Annotated in this window: 15 protein-coding genes; 10 read left to right on the top strand and 5 right to left on the bottom strand. The window is 71.5% G+C overall.

Features of this window, described 5'->3' with window-relative positions; translation table 11 throughout:
- The 8 genes from G401_RS0135060 (at position 1) to G401_RS58460 (ending at position 6475) form a co-directional block, all read left to right on the top strand.
- The gene (locus G401_RS0135060) at positions 1-840 is read left to right on the top strand and encodes an MBL fold metallo-hydrolase (protein ID WP_034594055.1); all 840 of its coding nucleotides are present in this window, start codon (positions 1-3) and stop codon (positions 838-840) included.
- 154 nt (positions 841-994) lie between these two features.
- The gene (locus G401_RS50535) at positions 995-1900 is read left to right on the top strand and encodes an HAD family hydrolase (protein WP_051367616.1); all 906 of its coding nucleotides are present in this window, start codon (positions 995-997) and stop codon (positions 1898-1900) included.
- Positions 1897-3240, top strand: a complete 1344-nt coding sequence (locus G401_RS0135050) for a class I adenylate-forming enzyme family protein (RefSeq protein ID WP_027346169.1) — start codon at positions 1897-1899, stop codon at positions 3238-3240. The genes G401_RS50535 and G401_RS0135050 overlap by 4 nt, the downstream gene beginning before the upstream one ends.
- On the top strand, positions 3237-3962 hold the full coding sequence (locus G401_RS0135045; RefSeq protein ID WP_027346168.1) for an SDR family NAD(P)-dependent oxidoreductase: 726 nt from the start codon (positions 3237-3239) through the stop codon (positions 3960-3962). The genes G401_RS0135050 and G401_RS0135045 overlap by 4 nt, the downstream gene beginning before the upstream one ends.
- Positions 3956-4237 (top strand): phosphopantetheine-binding protein, encoded by a 282-nt coding sequence (locus G401_RS0135040; RefSeq protein WP_027346167.1) that lies wholly within the window; start codon positions 3956-3958, stop codon positions 4235-4237. The genes G401_RS0135045 and G401_RS0135040 overlap by 7 nt, the downstream gene beginning before the upstream one ends.
- Entirely contained in the window at positions 4230-5249 is a 1020-nt protein-coding gene (locus G401_RS0135035; protein ID WP_027346166.1) for an AvrD family protein, read from the top strand. The genes G401_RS0135040 and G401_RS0135035 overlap by 8 nt, the downstream gene beginning before the upstream one ends.
- The gene (locus G401_RS0135030) at positions 5246-5953 is read left to right on the top strand and encodes a thioesterase II family protein (protein WP_027346165.1); all 708 of its coding nucleotides are present in this window, start codon (positions 5246-5248) and stop codon (positions 5951-5953) included. The genes G401_RS0135035 and G401_RS0135030 overlap by 4 nt, the downstream gene beginning before the upstream one ends.
- A 93-nt stretch (positions 5954-6046) precedes the next feature.
- On the top strand, positions 6047-6475 hold the full coding sequence (locus G401_RS58460; protein ID WP_027346164.1) for a MarR family winged helix-turn-helix transcriptional regulator: 429 nt from the start codon (positions 6047-6049) through the stop codon (positions 6473-6475).
- Positions 6476-6487: 12 nt separating this feature from the next.
- On the opposite strand, the gene G401_RS0135020 is transcribed toward G401_RS58460, so the two are convergent.
- The 5 genes from G401_RS0135020 to G401_RS0135000 all read right to left on the bottom strand — a co-directional run bounded on the left by G401_RS0135020 (position 6488) and on the right by G401_RS0135000 (position 14074).
- Positions 6488-7423, bottom strand: a complete 936-nt coding sequence (locus G401_RS0135020) for a hypothetical protein (RefSeq protein WP_027346163.1) — start codon at positions 7421-7423, stop codon at positions 6488-6490.
- Positions 7420-9060: a fucose isomerase gene (locus tag G401_RS0135015; protein WP_027346162.1), complete on the bottom strand. Its 1641-nt coding sequence runs from the start codon at positions 9058-9060 to the stop codon at positions 7420-7422. The genes G401_RS0135020 and G401_RS0135015 overlap by 4 nt, the downstream gene beginning before the upstream one ends.
- A gap of 2 nt (positions 9061-9062) precedes the next feature.
- On the bottom strand, positions 9063-11540 hold the full coding sequence (locus tag G401_RS50530; RefSeq protein ID WP_034594047.1) for a GH116 family glycosyl-hydrolase: 2478 nt from the start codon (positions 11538-11540) through the stop codon (positions 9063-9065).
- A complete protein-coding gene (locus tag G401_RS0135005) occupies positions 11537-13042 on the bottom strand; it encodes an FGGY-family carbohydrate kinase (protein ID WP_034594046.1) in 1506 nt (501 codons plus the stop codon). Before G401_RS0135005 ends, G401_RS50530 begins: the two co-directional genes overlap by 4 nt.
- Before the next feature lie 69 nt (positions 13043-13111).
- A complete protein-coding gene (locus G401_RS0135000; protein WP_027346160.1) occupies positions 13112-14074 on the bottom strand; it encodes a LacI family DNA-binding transcriptional regulator in 963 nt (320 codons plus the stop codon).
- A 133-nt stretch (positions 14075-14207) separates the two neighbouring features.
- Between G401_RS0135000 and G401_RS0134995 the strand changes: the two genes are divergently transcribed.
- Both G401_RS0134995 and G401_RS50525 read left to right on the top strand, forming a co-directional pair.
- On the top strand, positions 14208-15335 hold the full coding sequence (locus G401_RS0134995) for a glycoside hydrolase family 172 protein (protein WP_027346159.1): 1128 nt from the start codon (positions 14208-14210) through the stop codon (positions 15333-15335).
- Positions 15336-15402: 67 nt separating this feature from the next.
- The gene (locus G401_RS50525; protein WP_051367615.1) at positions 15403-16944 is read left to right on the top strand and encodes a DUF4185 domain-containing protein; all 1542 of its coding nucleotides are present in this window, start codon (positions 15403-15405) and stop codon (positions 16942-16944) included.
- The last annotated feature ends 360 nt before the right edge of the window (positions 16945-17304 follow it).

Genomic DNA, 17304 nt, shown 5'->3' with positions numbered 1-17304 from the left:
ATGTCCGCCACCCGGTCGATCATGATCGGGGACATCCGGGTCAGCTACGTTCCCGACGGCCTCGTGCAGATGCACCCGCGCTGGCTCGGCGGCGCCGCGGCCCAGGACTTCGCGGCCGGCACCGACTGCCTGGACGGTGAGGGCTACCTGGCCGGCTCGGTCGGCGGCCTGCTCGTCGAGAACGGGGACCGGCGGATGCTCATCGACGCCGGGTTCGGCGGGAATCGCGTACCCGCGCATCTGATGCCCGACGGGCTCGGGCAGATCGAGGGCGGGCGCCTGGTCGAGGGCCTGCGGGAGCTCGGGGTCGCGCCGGGCGGGATCGAGGTCGTGGCCTTCACCCACCTGCACGACGACCACATCGGCTGGGCGGTACGCGGCCCGGCGGACCGGGAGGTGTTCGCCGGGGCGCAGTTCTTCGCCGGTGAGGCGGAGTGGCGGTGGTGGAGCGGCGCGGTCGATCCGCGCCGGGCGCAGGTGCTGGGCCGGCGGATGAACCCGGCCGCCGACGGCCGGGAGGTCTTTCCCGGGGTGACAGCCTGGTCGACGCCGGGCCACACACCCGGCCACACGTCCTACGTAGTGGAGTCCGGCGGGCAGCGGCTGATCGCGTTCGGCGACGTGCTGCACTCCCCGATCCAGTTCGCCGATCCGCGCTGGGGCTCGGCGAACGACTTCGACCGTACGCAGGCCGTGGCGTCGCGGCAGGCGGTCATCGCCGAGCTGAGCGATGAGAAGGTGACCGGCTTCGGCGGCCACTTCGCCGACGTGGTGTTCGGCAGCCTGCCCGACAACACCGGTACGCGCCTGCGGTGGCAGCCGGTCGACGCGACCGACTGACCATTGAGGACGAACGGCCCGGGGAAACCCTCGCCCCGGGCCGTTTCACGCTGCCCGCCTTCGCGGCCGCGACACCGCCCGGCGACCCTGTTGGCGGCGGCAATGGTGTCATTCACGGCTGGGACAGCGCGGCCGCCGTTGCCATGATTTCCCCATGGGCCACAGCGCATCGACACACGCCGCCGACGGGCAGCATCCCCTGGGGGCGCGCTCCCCCGGGGCGATCGCCTTCTTCGACGTGGACGGCACGCTCACCACGGTGTCGACCATGCACCGGTTCCTGCGGTACTACGTGACCCGGCTGGGCCGGCCGGCCGCCGAGTACCTCGGCTGGGCGAGCACCGCCGCGACGATGAGCCGGCAGGGGCATCCCCGCGAACAGATCAACGCCCGCTACTTCCGGCACTTCACCGGCGCCGACGCGGGCCTCGTCGCCGAGCTGGCCGGCGAATGGCTGCGGGCCGAACTGCGTACGGGCGGGTTCTATCACGAGCCGGTCCTCGCCGAGCTGCGCCGCCACCAGCACGCCGGCGACCGGACCGTGCTCGTGTCCGGCGCGCTGGCCGCCTGCCTCGACGTGGTCGCCGCGGATCTCGGGGCGGACGAGATCTGCTGCGCCGCGCCGGAGATCGTCGACGGCCGCTACACCGGCGCGCTGGCCGGCCCGCCCATGATCGGCGCCGCCAAGGCCACGGCGGCGGCCGCGGTCATCGCCCGGCACGGCGTGGCCGGTTCGGGCTGCGCGGCGTACGGCGACCACGTCTCGGATCTGCCGATGATGCGGCTGACCGGGTGGCCCGTGGCGGTCGACGGGGACCGGGAACTGTCGGCGGTCGCTCGGGCGAGCGGCTGGCGGCTCCTGCCGGCACCCGGGCCCGCCGGCGAGCGGCCACTCCCCCTGCCGGCCGCCGATCGGCCTTCGCGGCCGGCCACCGACCGGCTTCCCCCGCATGCCGCTGACCGGCTTTCGCGGCCGGCCGCGCCGCGGGTACGCGTACCCGTGCCGGCGGCCGCCCAGACCTCTCCCGTGACGCATTCCGAGACACCGGAGGACGCATGACCGAGTGGTTCTTCGAGCGGATGCACGGCTTCGGCGCATCCGACGCGATCATCCATGATGGACGAACCTGGACCTACTCCGACCTACTCACCATGATCGAGAGCTGGCGGGCCGACCTGTACCGCCGCGACGTCCGCCCCGGGCAGGTCGTCGTCCTCGAAGGGCCGAGCAGCGTGGAGGCCTGCGCGGGGCTGCTCGCGCTCGTCGCCACCGGTGCGATCGTCGTGCCGCTCACCCGGCTGCCCGCCGCCAAGAGGGCCGAGTTCCACGAGATCGCCCAGGTCGAAACCGTGATCACGGTCGAGCCCGGGCGCGGTCGCGTCTACCGCAACACCGGCCGCCTGGCCGACCATCCCCTCTACGACCGGCTGCGCGACGCCGAGGTCCCCGGCCTGGTCCTGTTCAGCTCCGGCACCACCGGCCGCAGCAAGGCCACCGTGCTCGACTTCGGCCGGGCCCTGGCGAAGTACGGCGAGGTCCGCAAGGCGATGCGGACGCTGGGGTTCCTCAATCTCGACCACATCGGCGGGATCAACACCCTCCTGCACACGCTCAGCCAGGGCGGCGCCATCGTGACGCTGCCCGACCGCTCGCCGGACGCGGTGTGCTCGGCGATCGCCGAGCACCGGGTCGAGGTGCTGCCGACCACGCCCACCTTCCTCAACATGCTGCTCATCTCCGGCGCGTACCGGCGGCACGACCTGAGCGGGCTGCGGCTCATCACCTACGGGACCGAGCCGATGCCGCTCGGCGTCCTGCAGCGGCTGCACGCCGCGCTGCCGCACGTCCGGCTCAAGCAGACCTACGGGCTGTCCGAGCTGGGCATCATGGCCACCCAGTCGCGCGGCGACGACAGCCTCTGGGTCCGCCTGGGCGGCGACGGCTTCGACTACCAGATCCGCGACGGCATCCTGTGGATCCGGTCCGACATGGCGATGCTCGGCTACCTCAACGCGCCCGCGCCCTTCGACGAGCAGGGCTACTTCAACACCCAGGACGCGGTCGAGACCGACGGCCCCTACGTCCGCATCCTCGGCCGCAAGTCCGAGATCATCAACGTCGGCGGCGAGAAGGTCTACCCCAGCGAGGTCGAGAACGTCCTGCTGGAACTGCCGTTCATCGCCGACGCCACCGTCTCCGGGCGGCCCAGCCACGTCACCGGGCACGTCGTCACGGCCCTGGTCAAGCTCAGCGAACCGCTCGACCGCCGCGAGGTGCACCGGCGCGTACGCGAGCACTGCGCGGGCCGGCTCGACGCGTACAAGATCCCGATGCTCGTGGAGATCTCCGAGGACGACCAGCACTCGGAGCGGTTCAAGAAGATCCGGGTGGCGTCGTGAGCCGGGTGGCGGTGGTCAGCGGCGGCAGCCGGGGCCTCGGCCTCGCGGTCTGCGAGCGGCTGCTGGCCGAGGGATGGCGGGTGGCGACCTTCAGCCGTACGCCGAACGAGGCCGTGGAGCGCGCCCGCGACAAGTACGGCGCCGACTACCACTGGTCCCCGGTGGACGTACGCGACCTCACCCAGCTGCGCGGCTTCGCCAAGACGGTGCACGGCGAGTTCGGCCGGGTCGACCTGCTGGTCAACAACGCCGGCCTGCTGCACCAGGAATTGTTCGTCACGACCGCCGTGCAGCGCATGCAGGACATGGTGTCGGTCAACCTGCTCGCGCCGATGGTCCTCGCGCAGGGCTGCGCGCGGTTCATGATGCTCGGCGGCGGCGGGGTCATCGTCAACATCTCCTCCATCAACGCCGTACGCGGCTACCGCGGCGTGGCCGCCTACGCGGCCGCGAAGGCCGGGCTGGAGGCGTTCGGGCGCAGCCTCGCCCGCGAACTCGGCCCGGCCAACATCCGGGTCAACACCCTGACGCCGGGCTTCTTCGACAGCGACATGACGGCCGGGGTGACCGGCGAGAACCGCGACCGGATCCGCCGGCGTACGCCGCTGGGCCGGTTCGGCACCACCGCCGAGGTCGTCGACGCGGTCGTCTTCCTCGCCTCGGCCCAGTCGGGCTTCATCACCGGACAGACACTCATCATCGACGGAGGGATCACATGCTGAACGACACACCGGTCGAACAGATCGTCCGCCGGGAGATCGACGCGGTCCTGCTCATCGACGAGGGCCAGTCGGACTGGACGCTGGCCGATCCGCTGCTGGCCACCGGGCTCAACTCGCTCATGCTGGCGCAGCTGCTGATGCAGCTGGAGGCCACCACCGGCGTCGACCCGTTCGGCGAGGAGCGTTCGATCGCCGACGTACGCACGGTCGGCGACCTCGTGGCCGCGTACGAGGCGGCGCTGGCCGGCTCGCCGGAGGTGCAGCGCGTTGGCTGACGGGCGGCTGCTCCTCGACAGCATCGACGACTACCTCGGCCCCGGCGAGAAGCGGTTCTTCTCCCGGGGATACCAGCGGTCCCGGTACCGCGTCCACGGCCTGGCCGTCGACGCGGCCCAGCCGGCCGTCACCGGGCGGGTGGACGTCGCGTACCCGGCCGACTGGTCCACGAAGGACGGTGTGGACCAGCGGCCGCATCTGAGCACGATCGACGCCCTGGTGCTCGCCGTGCAGCTGGCCGAGGTCCACCTCGCCCTCGGGCAGGGGCTCACCCCGGCCGAGCGGTCCGCGGCCGTGCTCCGCAAGGCGGTCATCCGGGCCGGCGGCGCACCGCAGGAGGACCTGGGCGGCATCGAGCTGTCCGCGCGGCTGGTCCAGCGCCAGGACGCGTACTCCGGCTACGACTGCTCGGTCGGCGGGTTCCGCGTACGCTGCGAGATCGGACATCCGGCCGCGCAGAGCGAGCCGGGCCCGGCGGCCGGGCTCGACGGGTTCGAGCCCGTGCTCGGACCGGCCGGGGACCGGTTCTACGGCGCGGGGTTCACGACCCGGCGCCACCACATCCGGGCGGTGGACGTGGATCGCGCGTCGCTGACCGCCCATGCGGACGTGCACTTCGACGCGGAGCCGGGCGTCGCGGGCCTCGGCGTCGGCGGCGCGCGGCAGCCGGCGGTGGAGCTGGTCGACGCGTTCGTCGTCAGCCTGCAGCTCGCCCAGGTGCTCATGTACGAGCTGGACGGCCTGTCGCGGGGACGCAGCAACACGCTGTGGATGATGCAGACGGTGCTCACCGCCCCGGCCGATGCGGTCGCACTGCCGTCTCCCGGAGATCGCCTGCCCGCGACGGTGCGGCTGGCGAACACCCGCGTGCTCCCCTTGCGCGGGGGCATCTGGCGCAGCGTCGACATCCACGGCGAGCTGGCGGGGATCACGCTGCGGGCCGCCTTCGCCCACGAACTGCCGGCCGATTCCCCGTCCGTGGCCGCCCCGGCGCAGCGGGTGCCGGCGTGAGCCTGCGCGACCTGCGACCGGCCGGGACCGAGCCGCCGGAGCTGACCCTGGTGCTGCTGCACCACGCGGGCGGCTCGGCGGCCGGCTTCGTGCCGTTCGCCCGGCTGCTGCCGCGCCGGTGGCGGCTGCTCGCGGTCGACCTGCCCGGCCGGTTCTACGCGCCGGCCGGGCAGCGCTGCACGGACGTCGGCGAAGCCGTCGGCTACCTGGAATCCGTGCTGCGCCCCGAACTCACCACCCCGTACGCGATCCTCGGCCACAGCCTCGGCGGGCTGCTCGCGTACGAGCTGACGCGGGTCCTCGAACGCGACGGCGGCGGCCCGTCCTGGCTGGGCGTCTCCGGTTGCCCGGCCCCGGACGTGCTCAGCGCCGCCCGCCACCGCATCGCCCGGACCGTGCTGCGCGACGCGATCGGCCTCGACGAGCGCATGCTCGCCACCCTGCGGTCCGACCTGGCGATCGTCGACCGGTACGCGTACCGCGCCGGCCCACCCGTCCGGGCGGTGATGACGGTCCTCCGCGGCGCCGACGACCCGCTCGCCCCGGCCGTGCACGTGTTCCCCTGGGTGGAGCAGGCGGGCACCGCAGTGGCCTTCCACACGTTGCCCGGCGGCCACTTCGCCCTGTTCGAGCGGCCCGCTGAGGCGTCCGACCGGATCATCCGGGACTGCCGGTCCACCACCCTGGCCATGGCGGGGGCCTGACCCGCGCGTACCCGCCGTCCGCCCGGAGATCGATCAAGCCAGAACATTTCGAGCTGTCGAAGTAACGGGTCGAACGGAAGCTATGATGGGACGATGGCGGCACCACCCAAGCGACGATCGACCGCGTTGTCCGACAGTGCGGTCTGTGGGCTTGTCAACGCCCTGTCCCAGTCGATCGAACGACACGTGCGGCGGGTGGCCGAGCAGTTCGGGCTCACCGCACCCCAGGCCGTCGCGCTGCGCGAGCTTCCCGAGCCGTGCACCCTGCGTACGCTGGCCGAACGTATGCACTGCGAAGCCTCCAACGCCACCTTCGTCGCCGACCGGCTGGAGGAGATGGGGCTGCTCGAACGCCGTCCCCACCCCACCGACCGGCGGGCCAAGCTGCTGCACCTCACGCCGGCCGGGGCGGCGATGCGGCGCAAGGTCGTCCGGCAGCTGGGGATCGACTCGCCGCTGGCCCGGCTGGACGACGACCAGCAGGAACAGCTCAAGGACCTGCTGGTGCGCGCCGTCCAGTAGGAGCCGGCACGGTCAGTCGAGGGGTTCGACGGTGAAGGCGTACTCCTGGCCGTCCGGGTCGTCGCGGAACGGCTCGCCCAGCTCGAAGTTCTCGTAGGAGGTCCCGCCCGGAATGGGCGCCTGCGAGGCCCAGTAGCAGTACCGTCCGTTGACCAGCACTTCGAGATCCGGTCCGGGGGACTGCGCCCGCCAGCCCTGCACCGCCCGGCGGCCGACGTATCTCCAGTGCCCGTCCGTCCCGTCCGCGTACGCCGCCGTCGTGGGTGCGGGCTCGTCGGGCTCGGCGGTGACCACGGCGGCACCGTCGGCGGTACGCCTCAGGGCGGACAGCGGGAACCGGGCGTGCTCGGTGAACCCGTCGCCGCGGTGGCCGGGCCACAGCTCCGCCGGCGTCACGACGCGTTCGGCGAGATGCAGGCGGCGCAGCCGGGCCCAGTTGCCCATGGTGGCCGACAGGTAGAGCCGGTCCAGCGGCACCGAGGAGTCCAGCCGGAACCCCGCCAGCGCCACCTCGTGCGGCCGGTCGGCCCGGAACCGGGCGCGTACGCGTACCTCGGCTCCGTTGGCGAACCGCTCGCATCCTATGTAGACGGTGAGCCGCCCGACGCCGTCGACCTCGTCCACCACGCCCGCCGCGTATTCCCCGCCCGGTGTCGCGGCGGGATCGTCGAGCGACCAGAACCGCTTGCCGCGTACGCCGTCCAGCTCGCTGAACTCCAGCTCCGAATAGCCGCGGTCGGTGGCGCCGACCGGCAGCGGCTCGACCGCGATGAAGTTCACGAGCCGGTCGTGCGGATGGTCCAGGTAAGGCGCGAAGACCCGGATCAGGCCGCGCGGGCCCAGCGCCGGATCCAGCCCGATCTGGAGACCGTCCGCGTGGCCCCAGCGCGGTTCGGCCGGGGCCGTCGCGCCGGGGCGGATCCACGCGTGGGCGCCGCCGGGGGTCATTTGACGTCGACGTCGCCGCAGAGGTGCACGACGAGGCCGAGTTCGGCGAACAGGGCCGCCTTCGCCACGAGGGCCCGGTCCGCGCCCGCGGCGTCCGGCGCGTACGCCACCTGCACGTGGTTGGCCTTGTGCCGGGCCATGAGCTGGTCGCGCCCGACGCCGTGCAGGACGGCGTGCATGATCGGCCACTGCGGCGTCGTGGCGTCGAGCCGCCGCCGGGTCTCCTCCTCGGGCAGCACCGGCACGTGCCCGCGGCCCAGGTCGACGTGCAGGACGCCGTCCATGATGAACACGCGCGACCACACGATCTCGCCGGTCTTGGCGACGCCGCTGAGGGTGCCGCCGCCGAGCGGGAAGTACATCGGCGGCTGCCGCATGCTCCAGCTCTTGTGGTAGCCGCCGTGGTGCGCGGCCGGTACGGCACCGGAGATCTCGAAGACCCACACGAACTCGCCGTCGAAGTCGTCGCCCCAGCGGATGTCGTGCAGGGTGGTCTCCGGCTCGAAGCCCATCGCCGTCCAGATCCGGTTGGTCACCAGCGCGTCGACGGCGACGCCCTCGTCCACCTCGTTGAAGTGCGGCAGGGGCCGGCCGGCGTACAGCTCGCGGGATCCGTCGCGGCTGGTGACCGGGGGGCGGTCGCCGTTGTTCAGCAGGCCCTCGGCCAGGTCGCTGGCCGGCACCGTGTCCTTCAACCCCTGCTGGTACTGGATGCCGACCGCGTCCAGGCCGAAGTCGTCGCTGATGCGCAGTGCCGCGATGTACATCTTCAGCTGGCTGATCACCTGGGCCTCGGTCAGCTCCGACGCCTCGTCGGCGCCGAAGTGGAAGGTGAAGCCGCGTTCGAGCAGCCAGTCCTTGGCCGCGTACGCCTCGTCGTCGGCGACGTTGCGCATCTCGGCGACCAGGGCGCTCTGCGACAGCCGCTCCTTGAAGACGCCGAGCGGGTTGAGCAGTTCGTCGTCGATGATGGCGTTGTACATGCCCATGCAGCCCTCGTCGAACACGCCGATGATCGCCTTGTCCGTACGCAGTTGCCGGGCGACCGCCACCCCCAGCTCCACCTCCGGCTGGGCGGGGTCGAGGGCGGGCAGGTCGCGTACGTGGGACTCGTCGTGCGTGACGGAACCCTCCGACAGCCAGGTACGCAGGCCGTCGCGGGCCCAGTCGTCGCGGAAGTCGGGGCTCCAGAGTGTCGAGTGCGCGACGCCGGCCTTGGTCAGGCTGGCGCTCAGGTTCAGCAGGCCGACCAGTCCAGGGAACTCGCCGGACCAGTTCGCCACGATGAGGATCGGCCCGGCGTGGGTACGCAGACCGGCCAGCACGTGATGGCTGTACTGCCAGACCGCGTCGACGACGATGAGCGGCGCGTCGGCCGGGATGCCCCGGAAGACCTCGATGCCGTACCGCTGGCTGTCGATGAAGCCGTGGCCCTTGGCGTCGTCGAAACCGTGGGCGCGCCGCACCGACCAGCCCAGGTCGCCCAGTGCGGCGGCGACGTCGGCCTCCAGCTGGGCCTGCACCGCCCAGCAGGTGACGTTCGCGCTGGGCCGCAGGTCGCCGCTGGCCACGGTGTAGACGGTGCGCGGCGACAGCGCCGGGCGCTCGACCGGCACGGGCAGGGTGTACAAGGTCATGGTCAGTCCTCCTCGGACAAGGGGTTGATCGGTGCCAGCTGGTGGATCTCGTACGGCCGCAGCAGGACGGGACCGGCGCCCAGCGGTCCGAGCCGCGGATGGTGTACCGCCACGGCGGTCAGGTCGAGGTCGCCGCCGAGCAGTTCGAGCTCGGCGGACACGGGCGTCAGGCGCAGTTCGCCCCAGCCCGTCGCGGTGGTGAACGGCAGCCGGGCGTCGTCTCCGCCCCACCGCGGCCGCAGGGTCAGGGTCCGCGTACGCGCGTCGTAGTCGGCTCCGGCGAGGGCCACGACCAGGCCCCAGCTCGCCAGCGACCGGGCGTAGTGGTTGCCGCATTCGACTTCGTTCCACGGGTTGCGCCGGACGCCGTCGTGCCGGTCGCGGACGGACCGCACGAGGTGCAGCCCCTCCTCGACCAGGCCCTCGATCACGAGGTGGGTGGCGACCTGGTACTCGATCCCCGTCCACACCTCGTCGGAGTAGACGAACGGGATCCGGGGACGGCCGCCGCGCGGCCACGAGCACAGGACGAGACCGGCTTCGCCGTTGAGGGCGTACGTGCGCTGGACGCTGTGGTGGCCGGACAGATCGGGGCGGAAATTGTGGGCGTACACCGCCGCGATCGCACTGCGTACGTGGTCGGGGGGCAGCACGTGGCCGAGCCCGGCGAGATGGGCGAGCAGCTGGCCGAACACCTGATCGCTCAGGCAGCCGCTGCCGTACTGGTACCGCCGCTCGTCCACGTCGTCGATGCGCTGCTCGTAGTACTCGCCGTTGAACAGCAGCGCGTCCATCCGCTCGGCGCCGAGCGCGGCGGCGTCGCGACACCGGGCGGCCTCGTCGTCGTCCCCCAGGTACGCGGCCATCCGCGCGACGGCCGTGAGAGCGGCGAAGAACATCGAGTTGGCCAGCGAGTTCGGGCCGTGGAACTCGATGTCGTACGTGTTGTGCTGGCGGCTGTCCAGCACGCCGTCGCCGTCGGCGTCCCACTCGCCGAAGGCGTAGGCGATCGCGCGCCGGACGCCCGGCCAGCACTCGCGCAGCAGATCGTCGTCGCCGCTGAACCGCCACTCGCGGTACAGCCGCACGATCGCGCCGAGCTGGCCGTCGACCGCCGGGTGGAAGTCCCACGGCTCGTTGCCGAAGACGCTGTTCGCGCGGAAGTTCATCCGGCCGTCGGGCCGCGTCTCGTGCACGAACTCCGTCCGCCGCGCGTCGCGTTCCAACTCGGGGAACAGGAACGCGGCCGCCTGGGCGTAGTTCCAGACGTGCGTACAGGTGCCCTCGCAGCTGCCGGCGTGCTCGAAGCTGCCTTCCCACGCCGCGAATCGGCCGCCTTCCAGCCGGAAGCACGTGGTGCTGCGCAGCACGACGAGGTTCGCGGTCGCGGCGTCGATCACCTCCGGCGGCAGGGAGCTGCCGAACAGTGCACTGTGGAAGGTCCGGGTCGCGCGCTCCAGCTCCGGCAGGCGTACGCGCAGCTGCCGGGCCACCGCCCAGGCGTCTTCGTACGCGGTCGCGTAGTGATTGCGTACCACCAGGTCCTTGTTGGTGTTGTCGAGGTTGATGTTGCCTTGCCAGGCGCGGCGCCGGTTCGGGAAGTGCCAGGTCAGCAGGAACTCGAAGGCCTGGGTGGCGCCGGGGGCCAGGCGGTGGGCGACGGCGAGCGAGCCGACGCGCAGCCGGGTGAACCAGTCCGGATAGGGCGGCTGGTCGAGGCTGAAGGCGGTCTCGGGGTCGAGCCGGCCGTCGGCCCGCAGGTCGTCCCAGAAGACCTGGACGCCGTCCTGCCAGAAGCCGGACAGCCACTGGGGTTTGGCCGTCGTCGAGTCGTCGGTGGTGGCCAGGACCGCTGTCCCGTAACGGAAATCCGTGCCGGCCAGGTCGGTGCCGAAGCGGATGCCCCGCAGGCCCGGCTCGTCGACCCAGGTGTTGTCGGGCTGCCCCGCGTACTTCGGGAAGTGGAAGACGTCGCGATCGACGATCCCGACCGGGTTGGCCAGCGAGCCGGCCACGGTGACGTCGACCGGATCCGGGCCGGGATTGGTCACCTCGTAACGCAGCACCGCGCCGGGAATCCCCGAGGCGTCCGCGTCCAGCGGCACGAACGGCGTGAACGCGGTCAGCTCCACGCCGACGCCGAGCTCCGCGTCCTCGAAACCGATGCGCAGCAACGGGTACTCGCCGCGCATCCGGCTGGAGTCCAGCCGCGGCAGGCCCGCGAGGCTGCCGGCGTAGTGGCCCTGGTCGCCGTCGTGCGGTCCGGCCAGCCGCGACTCCAGCACCTTCGTCACCGGCGGCGCGCCCGCGCGCGCCGCGCGGATCGCGAAGAACGAGAAGGGCAGGTGGGCGCCCTTGTCGGGCCGGTTCGCCAGCTCCCAGTCCCGCAACTCGCCGCGCGCGCCGATCGACACGTTGCCGGTCCCGATCCCGCCCAGGGGAAAGGCCGCGACCGTCGCCTCCGGTCCGAGCTCCCTCACTTCCCCACCTCTTCCTGGTACGCGGTGAGCGCGTGAGCTATGTCCACAGTGGCCGGATAGAGGGATCGATAGAGCCTGTACAGCTCGTCGTAGACCGGCCGCAGTTCCGCCCGGGGCTCGCAGATCGCGGCGGGCGGATTCCACACGGCGATGTCCACCGGCTCCACGGAGGACGCCGCGAGGTACGCCGCACCGTACGAGGCGCCGACGGTCTTGCTCGGGATCACCTGGGGCAGCCCGGTGACGTCGCTGACGATCTGCGTCCACAGCCCGCCCTGCGTACCGCCGCCGACGGCGACGATGCGCGTGATCTCGCCGCCGGCCGCCGCCATCGTCTCCACGTTGTGCCGTACGCCGAAAGCCGTCGCCTCCAACGCCGCGCGGTACAGGTCACCTCTGGTGTGGCTGAGGGTCAGTCCCGCGATGACGCCCCGGGCATGCGGATCCGCGACGGGAGTCCGCTCCCCGGCGAAGTACGGCAGCATCAGTACGCCCCGCGCGCCCGGCCCGGACTCCTCGGCCATCCGCAGCAGGTGGGCGTAGTCCCGCGAGCCGAACAGGTCCGCCAGCCAGGTCGTGACGGCTCCGCTGGTGGCCATGCCGCCGGCCAGGTTGCGGGTGCCGGGCAGCGCGCCGACCGTGCCCCACAGCGTCGGCGACGTCACCGGGGCGGCCACGGTGTTGATCAGGAACATCGTCGTGCCGTACATCAGCATCAGGTCGCCGACCTCGTGGGCGCCGACGCTCAGCGCCTCGGACCACGCGTCGATCGTGCCCGCGACGACCGGCGTACCGGCGGCGAGTCCGGTCTCGGCGGCGGCCGCCCCGGTCACCGTCCCGACGACCTCCCCCGGCCACACCAGCGGCGGCAGGTCGATCCCGGGCGCGATCCGGTCCGCCCAGGGCGCGTACCACCGCTGGGTGCGCGCGTCGTAGAGCGGGACGCACTGGCTGGCCGAGTGGTGGTCGCAGTAGTAGGCGCCGGTGAGCTTCCAGCCCAGCCACGAGTTCGGCTGGAAGAGCCGGCGCGCGCGGCGCATCGTGTCGGGCTCGTTCTCGGCCAGCCAGGCGAGCTTCGGACCGGCCGCCTGGGTCGACAGCGCCGAACCGCAGCGGTCCCGGATCGTCTCGGCGCCGCCGAGCTCCTCGGTCAGCCGGGCGATCTGCGCGGTGGCTCTGGTATCGATTCCGTAGAGGATCGCCGAACGGACCGGCGTACCCGCCTCGTCGGCCACCAGGACGCAGGGCCCCATGCCACTCACCCCGACCGCCCGGACCGCGCCCGCCGCCGGTGCTCCGGGGTTCGCGAGCAGCTCGCGCACGATGCCGACGGCTTCGTCCCACCAGACCCCGGCGTCCATCTCGACCTGCCCCGGGGCGGGCCGGAGCACGTCGTGCGCGCGGGTCGCGGTGGCCTGGATGACACCGTCCGCGGTGACGAGCACGCCTTTGCTACTGGAGGTGCCGATGTCGATGCCGATGACGGCCGAGTGGCTCAGCATGGGCCACACCCTGTCAGAAATCGATTTCACCGTCAACCACCCAGGGGCGGCCGTTCCCGGGAAATCGCGTCAGGCGGCGTGGTTGCGCAGGACGATCGTGCGGGGCGGCTGGTCGTCGCCGTTGATGCGGTCCAGCAGCAGCTTCGCCGCGGTCACCCCGAGATGGCGGGCGGGCAGCGGGATGACGGTGATCGCCATCGGGGCCATCGCCGCGAACGGCAGGTCGCCGAAGACCGCCATGCCCATCGCGGGCGCGGTGCCCACGCGCGGCGACAGCACCTGCAGCGCACCCACTCCCATCAGGTTGTTCGCGACGAACACCGCGTCCGGCGGCTCCGCCATCTCCAGCAGCTCGTGCATCGCCTTGTGACCGCCGTCGACCCGGAAGTCGGCGTACTTGAGGTAGCGCTCCTCGACGGGGCCGGTCGGGCGTACCGCGTCCCGCCAGCCGTCGGCGCGCTGGGTGGCGGTCTCGACGTCCCGGGGCCCGGTGATGCAGGCGATCCGCTGAAAGCCCTGCTTCTGCAGCGCGGTGGTGGCGGCCCGGCCGCCCGCCCGGTTCTCCACGGTCACCGCGTCGATGTCGAATCCGTGCGGGCTGCGGTCGACCGCCACGACCGGCCGCTTGCGCTCGATCAGGCCGCTGAGGTCGCAGTTGTCCCCGGCCGCCGCGAGGATCACGCCGGCCATGTTGGCGGAGATGGCGATGTCCAGGTAGCGGGCCTCCTTGCCGTGGTCCTCGTCGGAGTTGCACAGCACGACCGAGTAGCCGGCGGCCTGCGCCACGTCCTCCACACCGCGGGCCATCGAGGTGAAGAACGGGTTCTCGATGTCCGGGATGACCAGCGCGATCACCTCGGAGCTCTGCATCCGCAGCGTCCGGGCGACCCGGCTCGGCGTGAACGACAGCGACCGGGCCGCCTCGCGTACGCGCTTGGCCTTCTCGGCGGAGACGTTCTGCCCGTTGAAGACCCGCGAGACCGTGGCGGGCGAGACACCGGCCAGGGCTGCGACCTCATAAATCGTTGCCATCACGTTCCTCAGCGATCTCGCCGGCCACAGGGGGATCGCGGACCGTCACCGTTGACACGGCCGCGCGCCAACTCTACCTTAATGAAATCGATTGCACGAACAGGTACCCGACAACGCCGTTGGAGCGCATTCCATGACGAGCAGCTTCCCCGATCTGAGCACGGTCGCCCGCCTACGCCCGGTGCGGACGCGGTCGATCAGCCCCGAGAACTTCGACGGGTCGGCCGGCGGCGGCGGTCGCGCGACCGAGGGGACGGGTGCCGACTGCGCCCGCGACCTCGGCCCGGGCTGGAAGATCTCGCCCAGCGTCGACATCGCGCCGGGCGCGACCTTCGACCTCGCGAACATCCCGGGGGCGGGCAAGATCACGCACATCTGGATCACGACCCACAAGGACAACTGGCGGACGCTGCTGCTGCGCGCGTACTGGGACGGGGCCGCCGAACCGGCGGTCGAGGTGCCGTACGGCGACTTCTTCTGCTCCGGCTGGGGCGAGTTCGCCCAGGTGAATTCGCAGGTCATCGCGGCCAACCCGCACGGCGGCTTCAACTCCTACTGGCCCATGCCCTTCCAGGACGGCGCCCGGCTCACCGTCGAGAACCTGTCCACCGTCCAGGTACGCGTCTACTACCAGATCACGTACGAGATCGGCGGGGACTACTCGGCCCTCGGCTACCTGCACGCCCAATGGCGGCGCAGCAATCCGCTGGAGTACCTGAAGCCGCACACGATCATCGAAGGCGTCGAGGGGGCGGGCCACTACGTCGGGACCTACCTCGCCTGGGGCGTCAACAGCAACGGCTGGTGGGGCGAGGGCGAGATCAAGTTCTACCTCGACGACGACGAGGACTACCCCACCATCTGCGGCACCGGCACCGAGGACTACTTCGGCGGCGCCTGGAACTTCGACGTACCCGGTCGCGGCTACACCGAGTTCTCCACGCCCTACCTCGGCATGCCGCAGGTCATCCGGCCCGACGGCCTCTACGTGAGCCAGCAGCGCTTCGGCATGTACCGCTGGCACCTGCCCGACCCGATCCACTTCGCGCAGCGGCTGCGGGTCGACATCCAGGCACTCGGCTGGCGGTCCGGCTGGCGCTACCTGCCCCTGCGCGACGACATCGCTTCCACGGCCCTGTTCTACCTCGACCGGCCCACGGCCCGGCGCCCGCGTACGCCCAGCGCCGACGACCTGGAGGTGCACCTGGGCAGTGCCCCGGTGCCCGACCTCGGCGCGCAGCCGCCCCGCCTGCCCTCGTAACGCCGGTCTCCACACAGCGGCGGGCGCCGGAACCCCTCCGGCGCCCGGTATCGGGAGGAGTACGGCCTTGCTCACGTCCATCCCCCGCTCCACCGCCGGTCTCCTGGCTCTCGCAGCCGGGGCGACCTTCCTGCTCGCCGCGCAACCCGCCGCGGCGACGAGCGCGCACACCAGCGCCACGGTGATCGAGAAGATCACCGGACCGGATTCGCCCAACAACACCTACGGCCGCTGGAACGTCAAGGCGACCGACCTCGGCATCCTGTGGGACAACAACGCCGGCCAGGTCATGGCCCTGTTCGGCGACACGTTCGGCGACGCCTGGGTCGGCCCCGGCGGCGGAGCCCTCGGCGCCGGCGACGCCAACTGGCGCAGCAACGTCCTGCTGCGCTCCTCCGACACCACCCCCGACAACGGCATGGACTTCGCCAGCGCGGTGACCGCCGCCGACGGCCGGGCCCGGGAGATCCTGCCCGGCCTGCACCAGCCCGACGGGACCGGCGAGGTCACGAAGATCCCGACGGCCGGCATCGCCGTCGGCAGCCGCCAGTACGTCTCGTACATGTCCGTCCACCACTGGGGCCCGCCCGGCTCCTGGGACACCGACTACGCGCGGATCGCGTACTCGGACGACAACGGGAACACGTGGTCCACCTCGGGTACGCCGACCTGGAACAACCCGTCGCTGACCGACCATTTCCAGCAGCAGGCGTTCGCCCGCGACGGCGGCTACGTCTACGTCTACGGGACGCCGAGCGGGCGCAGCGGCAGCGCGTACGTGGCCCGGGTCGCGGAGGCGTCGATGCTGACACAGTCCGCGTACCAGTACTGGAACGGCAGCAGCTGGGTCTCAGGCGCCGACACCGCCGCCACCGCGATCGTCTCCGCTCCGGTCTCCGAACTGTCCGTACGCTACGACGCGTACAGCTCGAAGTGGTTGATGATGTACCTGCAGGGCGAGGACATCATCCTGCGCGCGGCCACCAGCCCGCAGGGCCCGTGGGGCGCGGCGCAGATCGTGGTCAGCTCGGCCGACTACCCCGGTCTCTACGGCGGTTTCATGCATCCGTGGAGCGCCAACGGAACCATCTACTTCACGATGTCGCAGTGGGACCCGTACAACGTCTACCTGATGAAGGTACGCATCAACACCGCGGGAACCATCGTCAAGCCGAACCTGATGGGCGACCCCAGCTTCGAACGCGGCGCCCTCAACGGCACCGGCACGGGCGGATTCTGGGCCTGCAACGGCAACTGCGGCATCGACAACTCACACTGGGGCTACTCCGGTGACCGCAACGCCTTCGCCCGCTACAACGCCGGCTGGCAGGACGTGCACCAGACCGTCCCGGTCACGGCCAACACCAGCTACCAGCTGACCGGATTCATCCGAACCTCCGCCAACAGCGACAACGGCTTCCTGGGTGCGCGTACCACCGGGAACACCGTGATCAGCGAGGCCCACTACACGTCCGTGGGCCCGTGGACCAGGGTCGTCGTGAACTTCAACAGCGGCGCCAACACCAACGTCGTCGTCTACGCCGGGGTCTGGACCGACCACGGCGACATCTGGATCCAACTGGACGACTTCTCCCTCACCGCGGTCTGAACCTTCGTTGTCCCGGCGATCCTTGTCCTTACGCAGGGTCGCCGGGACAAATTCACGATCAAATTCATGTCCCGGGTTCGTCGATCTCACCTCCGCTCCTCCCGCGGGAGACCGTTCCGCCCCTATCGCTGCGCTCCGGGGACTCCACTGCCAGGTTTCTGGGGCGACGCATCCTTCTCCGTCGTCCGGTCACCGTCTACCCCTGCACCCCGGGCCTTTGTCGCGACTGTCCGACTTGTGGGCGGTGGGCGTCGAACGGGGTGATCATTTACGGCTGAGGTGTAAATTTGGCCGCCCCGCGCATGATCGTTTACGGTTCCGGAGCACGCTGACCGGCTCCGGCTACACCTCACGCGTCTT

The sequence above is a fragment of the Hamadaea tsunoensis DSM 44101 genome, assembly GCF_000428945.1.
In the GTDB taxonomy this organism is placed as follows: Bacteria; Actinomycetota; Actinomycetes; order Mycobacteriales; family Micromonosporaceae; genus Hamadaea; species Hamadaea tsunoensis.
Note: the sequence above shows the minus strand (reverse complement) of the source record. Positions and strands in the feature narration are given on the sequence as shown.

What these genes read in the sequence shown, in the direction of transcription:
- G401_RS0135060 (WP_034594055.1), top strand. Translation starts at nt 1, where the DNA reads ATGTCCGCCACCCGGTCGATCATGATCGGGGACATCCGGGTCAGCTAC.
- G401_RS50535 (WP_051367616.1), top strand. Translation starts at nt 995, where the DNA reads ATGGGCCACAGCGCATCGACACACGCCGCCGACGGGCAGCATCCCCTG.
- G401_RS0135050 (WP_027346169.1), top strand. Translation starts at nt 1,897, where the DNA reads ATGACCGAGTGGTTCTTCGAGCGGATGCACGGCTTCGGCGCATCCGAC.
- G401_RS0135040 (WP_027346167.1), top strand. Translation starts at nt 3,956, where the DNA reads ATGCTGAACGACACACCGGTCGAACAGATCGTCCGCCGGGAGATCGAC.
- G401_RS58460 (WP_027346164.1), top strand. Translation starts at nt 6,047, where the DNA reads ATGGCGGCACCACCCAAGCGACGATCGACCGCGTTGTCCGACAGTGCG.
- G401_RS0135020 (WP_027346163.1), bottom strand. Translation starts at nt 7,423, where the DNA reads ATGACCCCCGGCGGCGCCCACGCGTGGATCCGCCCCGGCGCGACGGCC.
- G401_RS0135015 (WP_027346162.1), bottom strand. Translation starts at nt 9,060, where the DNA reads ATGACCTTGTACACCCTGCCCGTGCCGGTCGAGCGCCCGGCGCTGTCG.
- G401_RS0135005 (WP_034594046.1), bottom strand. Translation starts at nt 13,042, where the DNA reads ATGCTGAGCCACTCGGCCGTCATCGGCATCGACATCGGCACCTCCAGT.
- G401_RS0135000 (WP_027346160.1), bottom strand. Translation starts at nt 14,074, where the DNA reads ATGGCAACGATTTATGAGGTCGCAGCCCTGGCCGGTGTCTCGCCCGCC.
- G401_RS0134995 (WP_027346159.1), top strand. Translation starts at nt 14,208, where the DNA reads ATGACGAGCAGCTTCCCCGATCTGAGCACGGTCGCCCGCCTACGCCCG.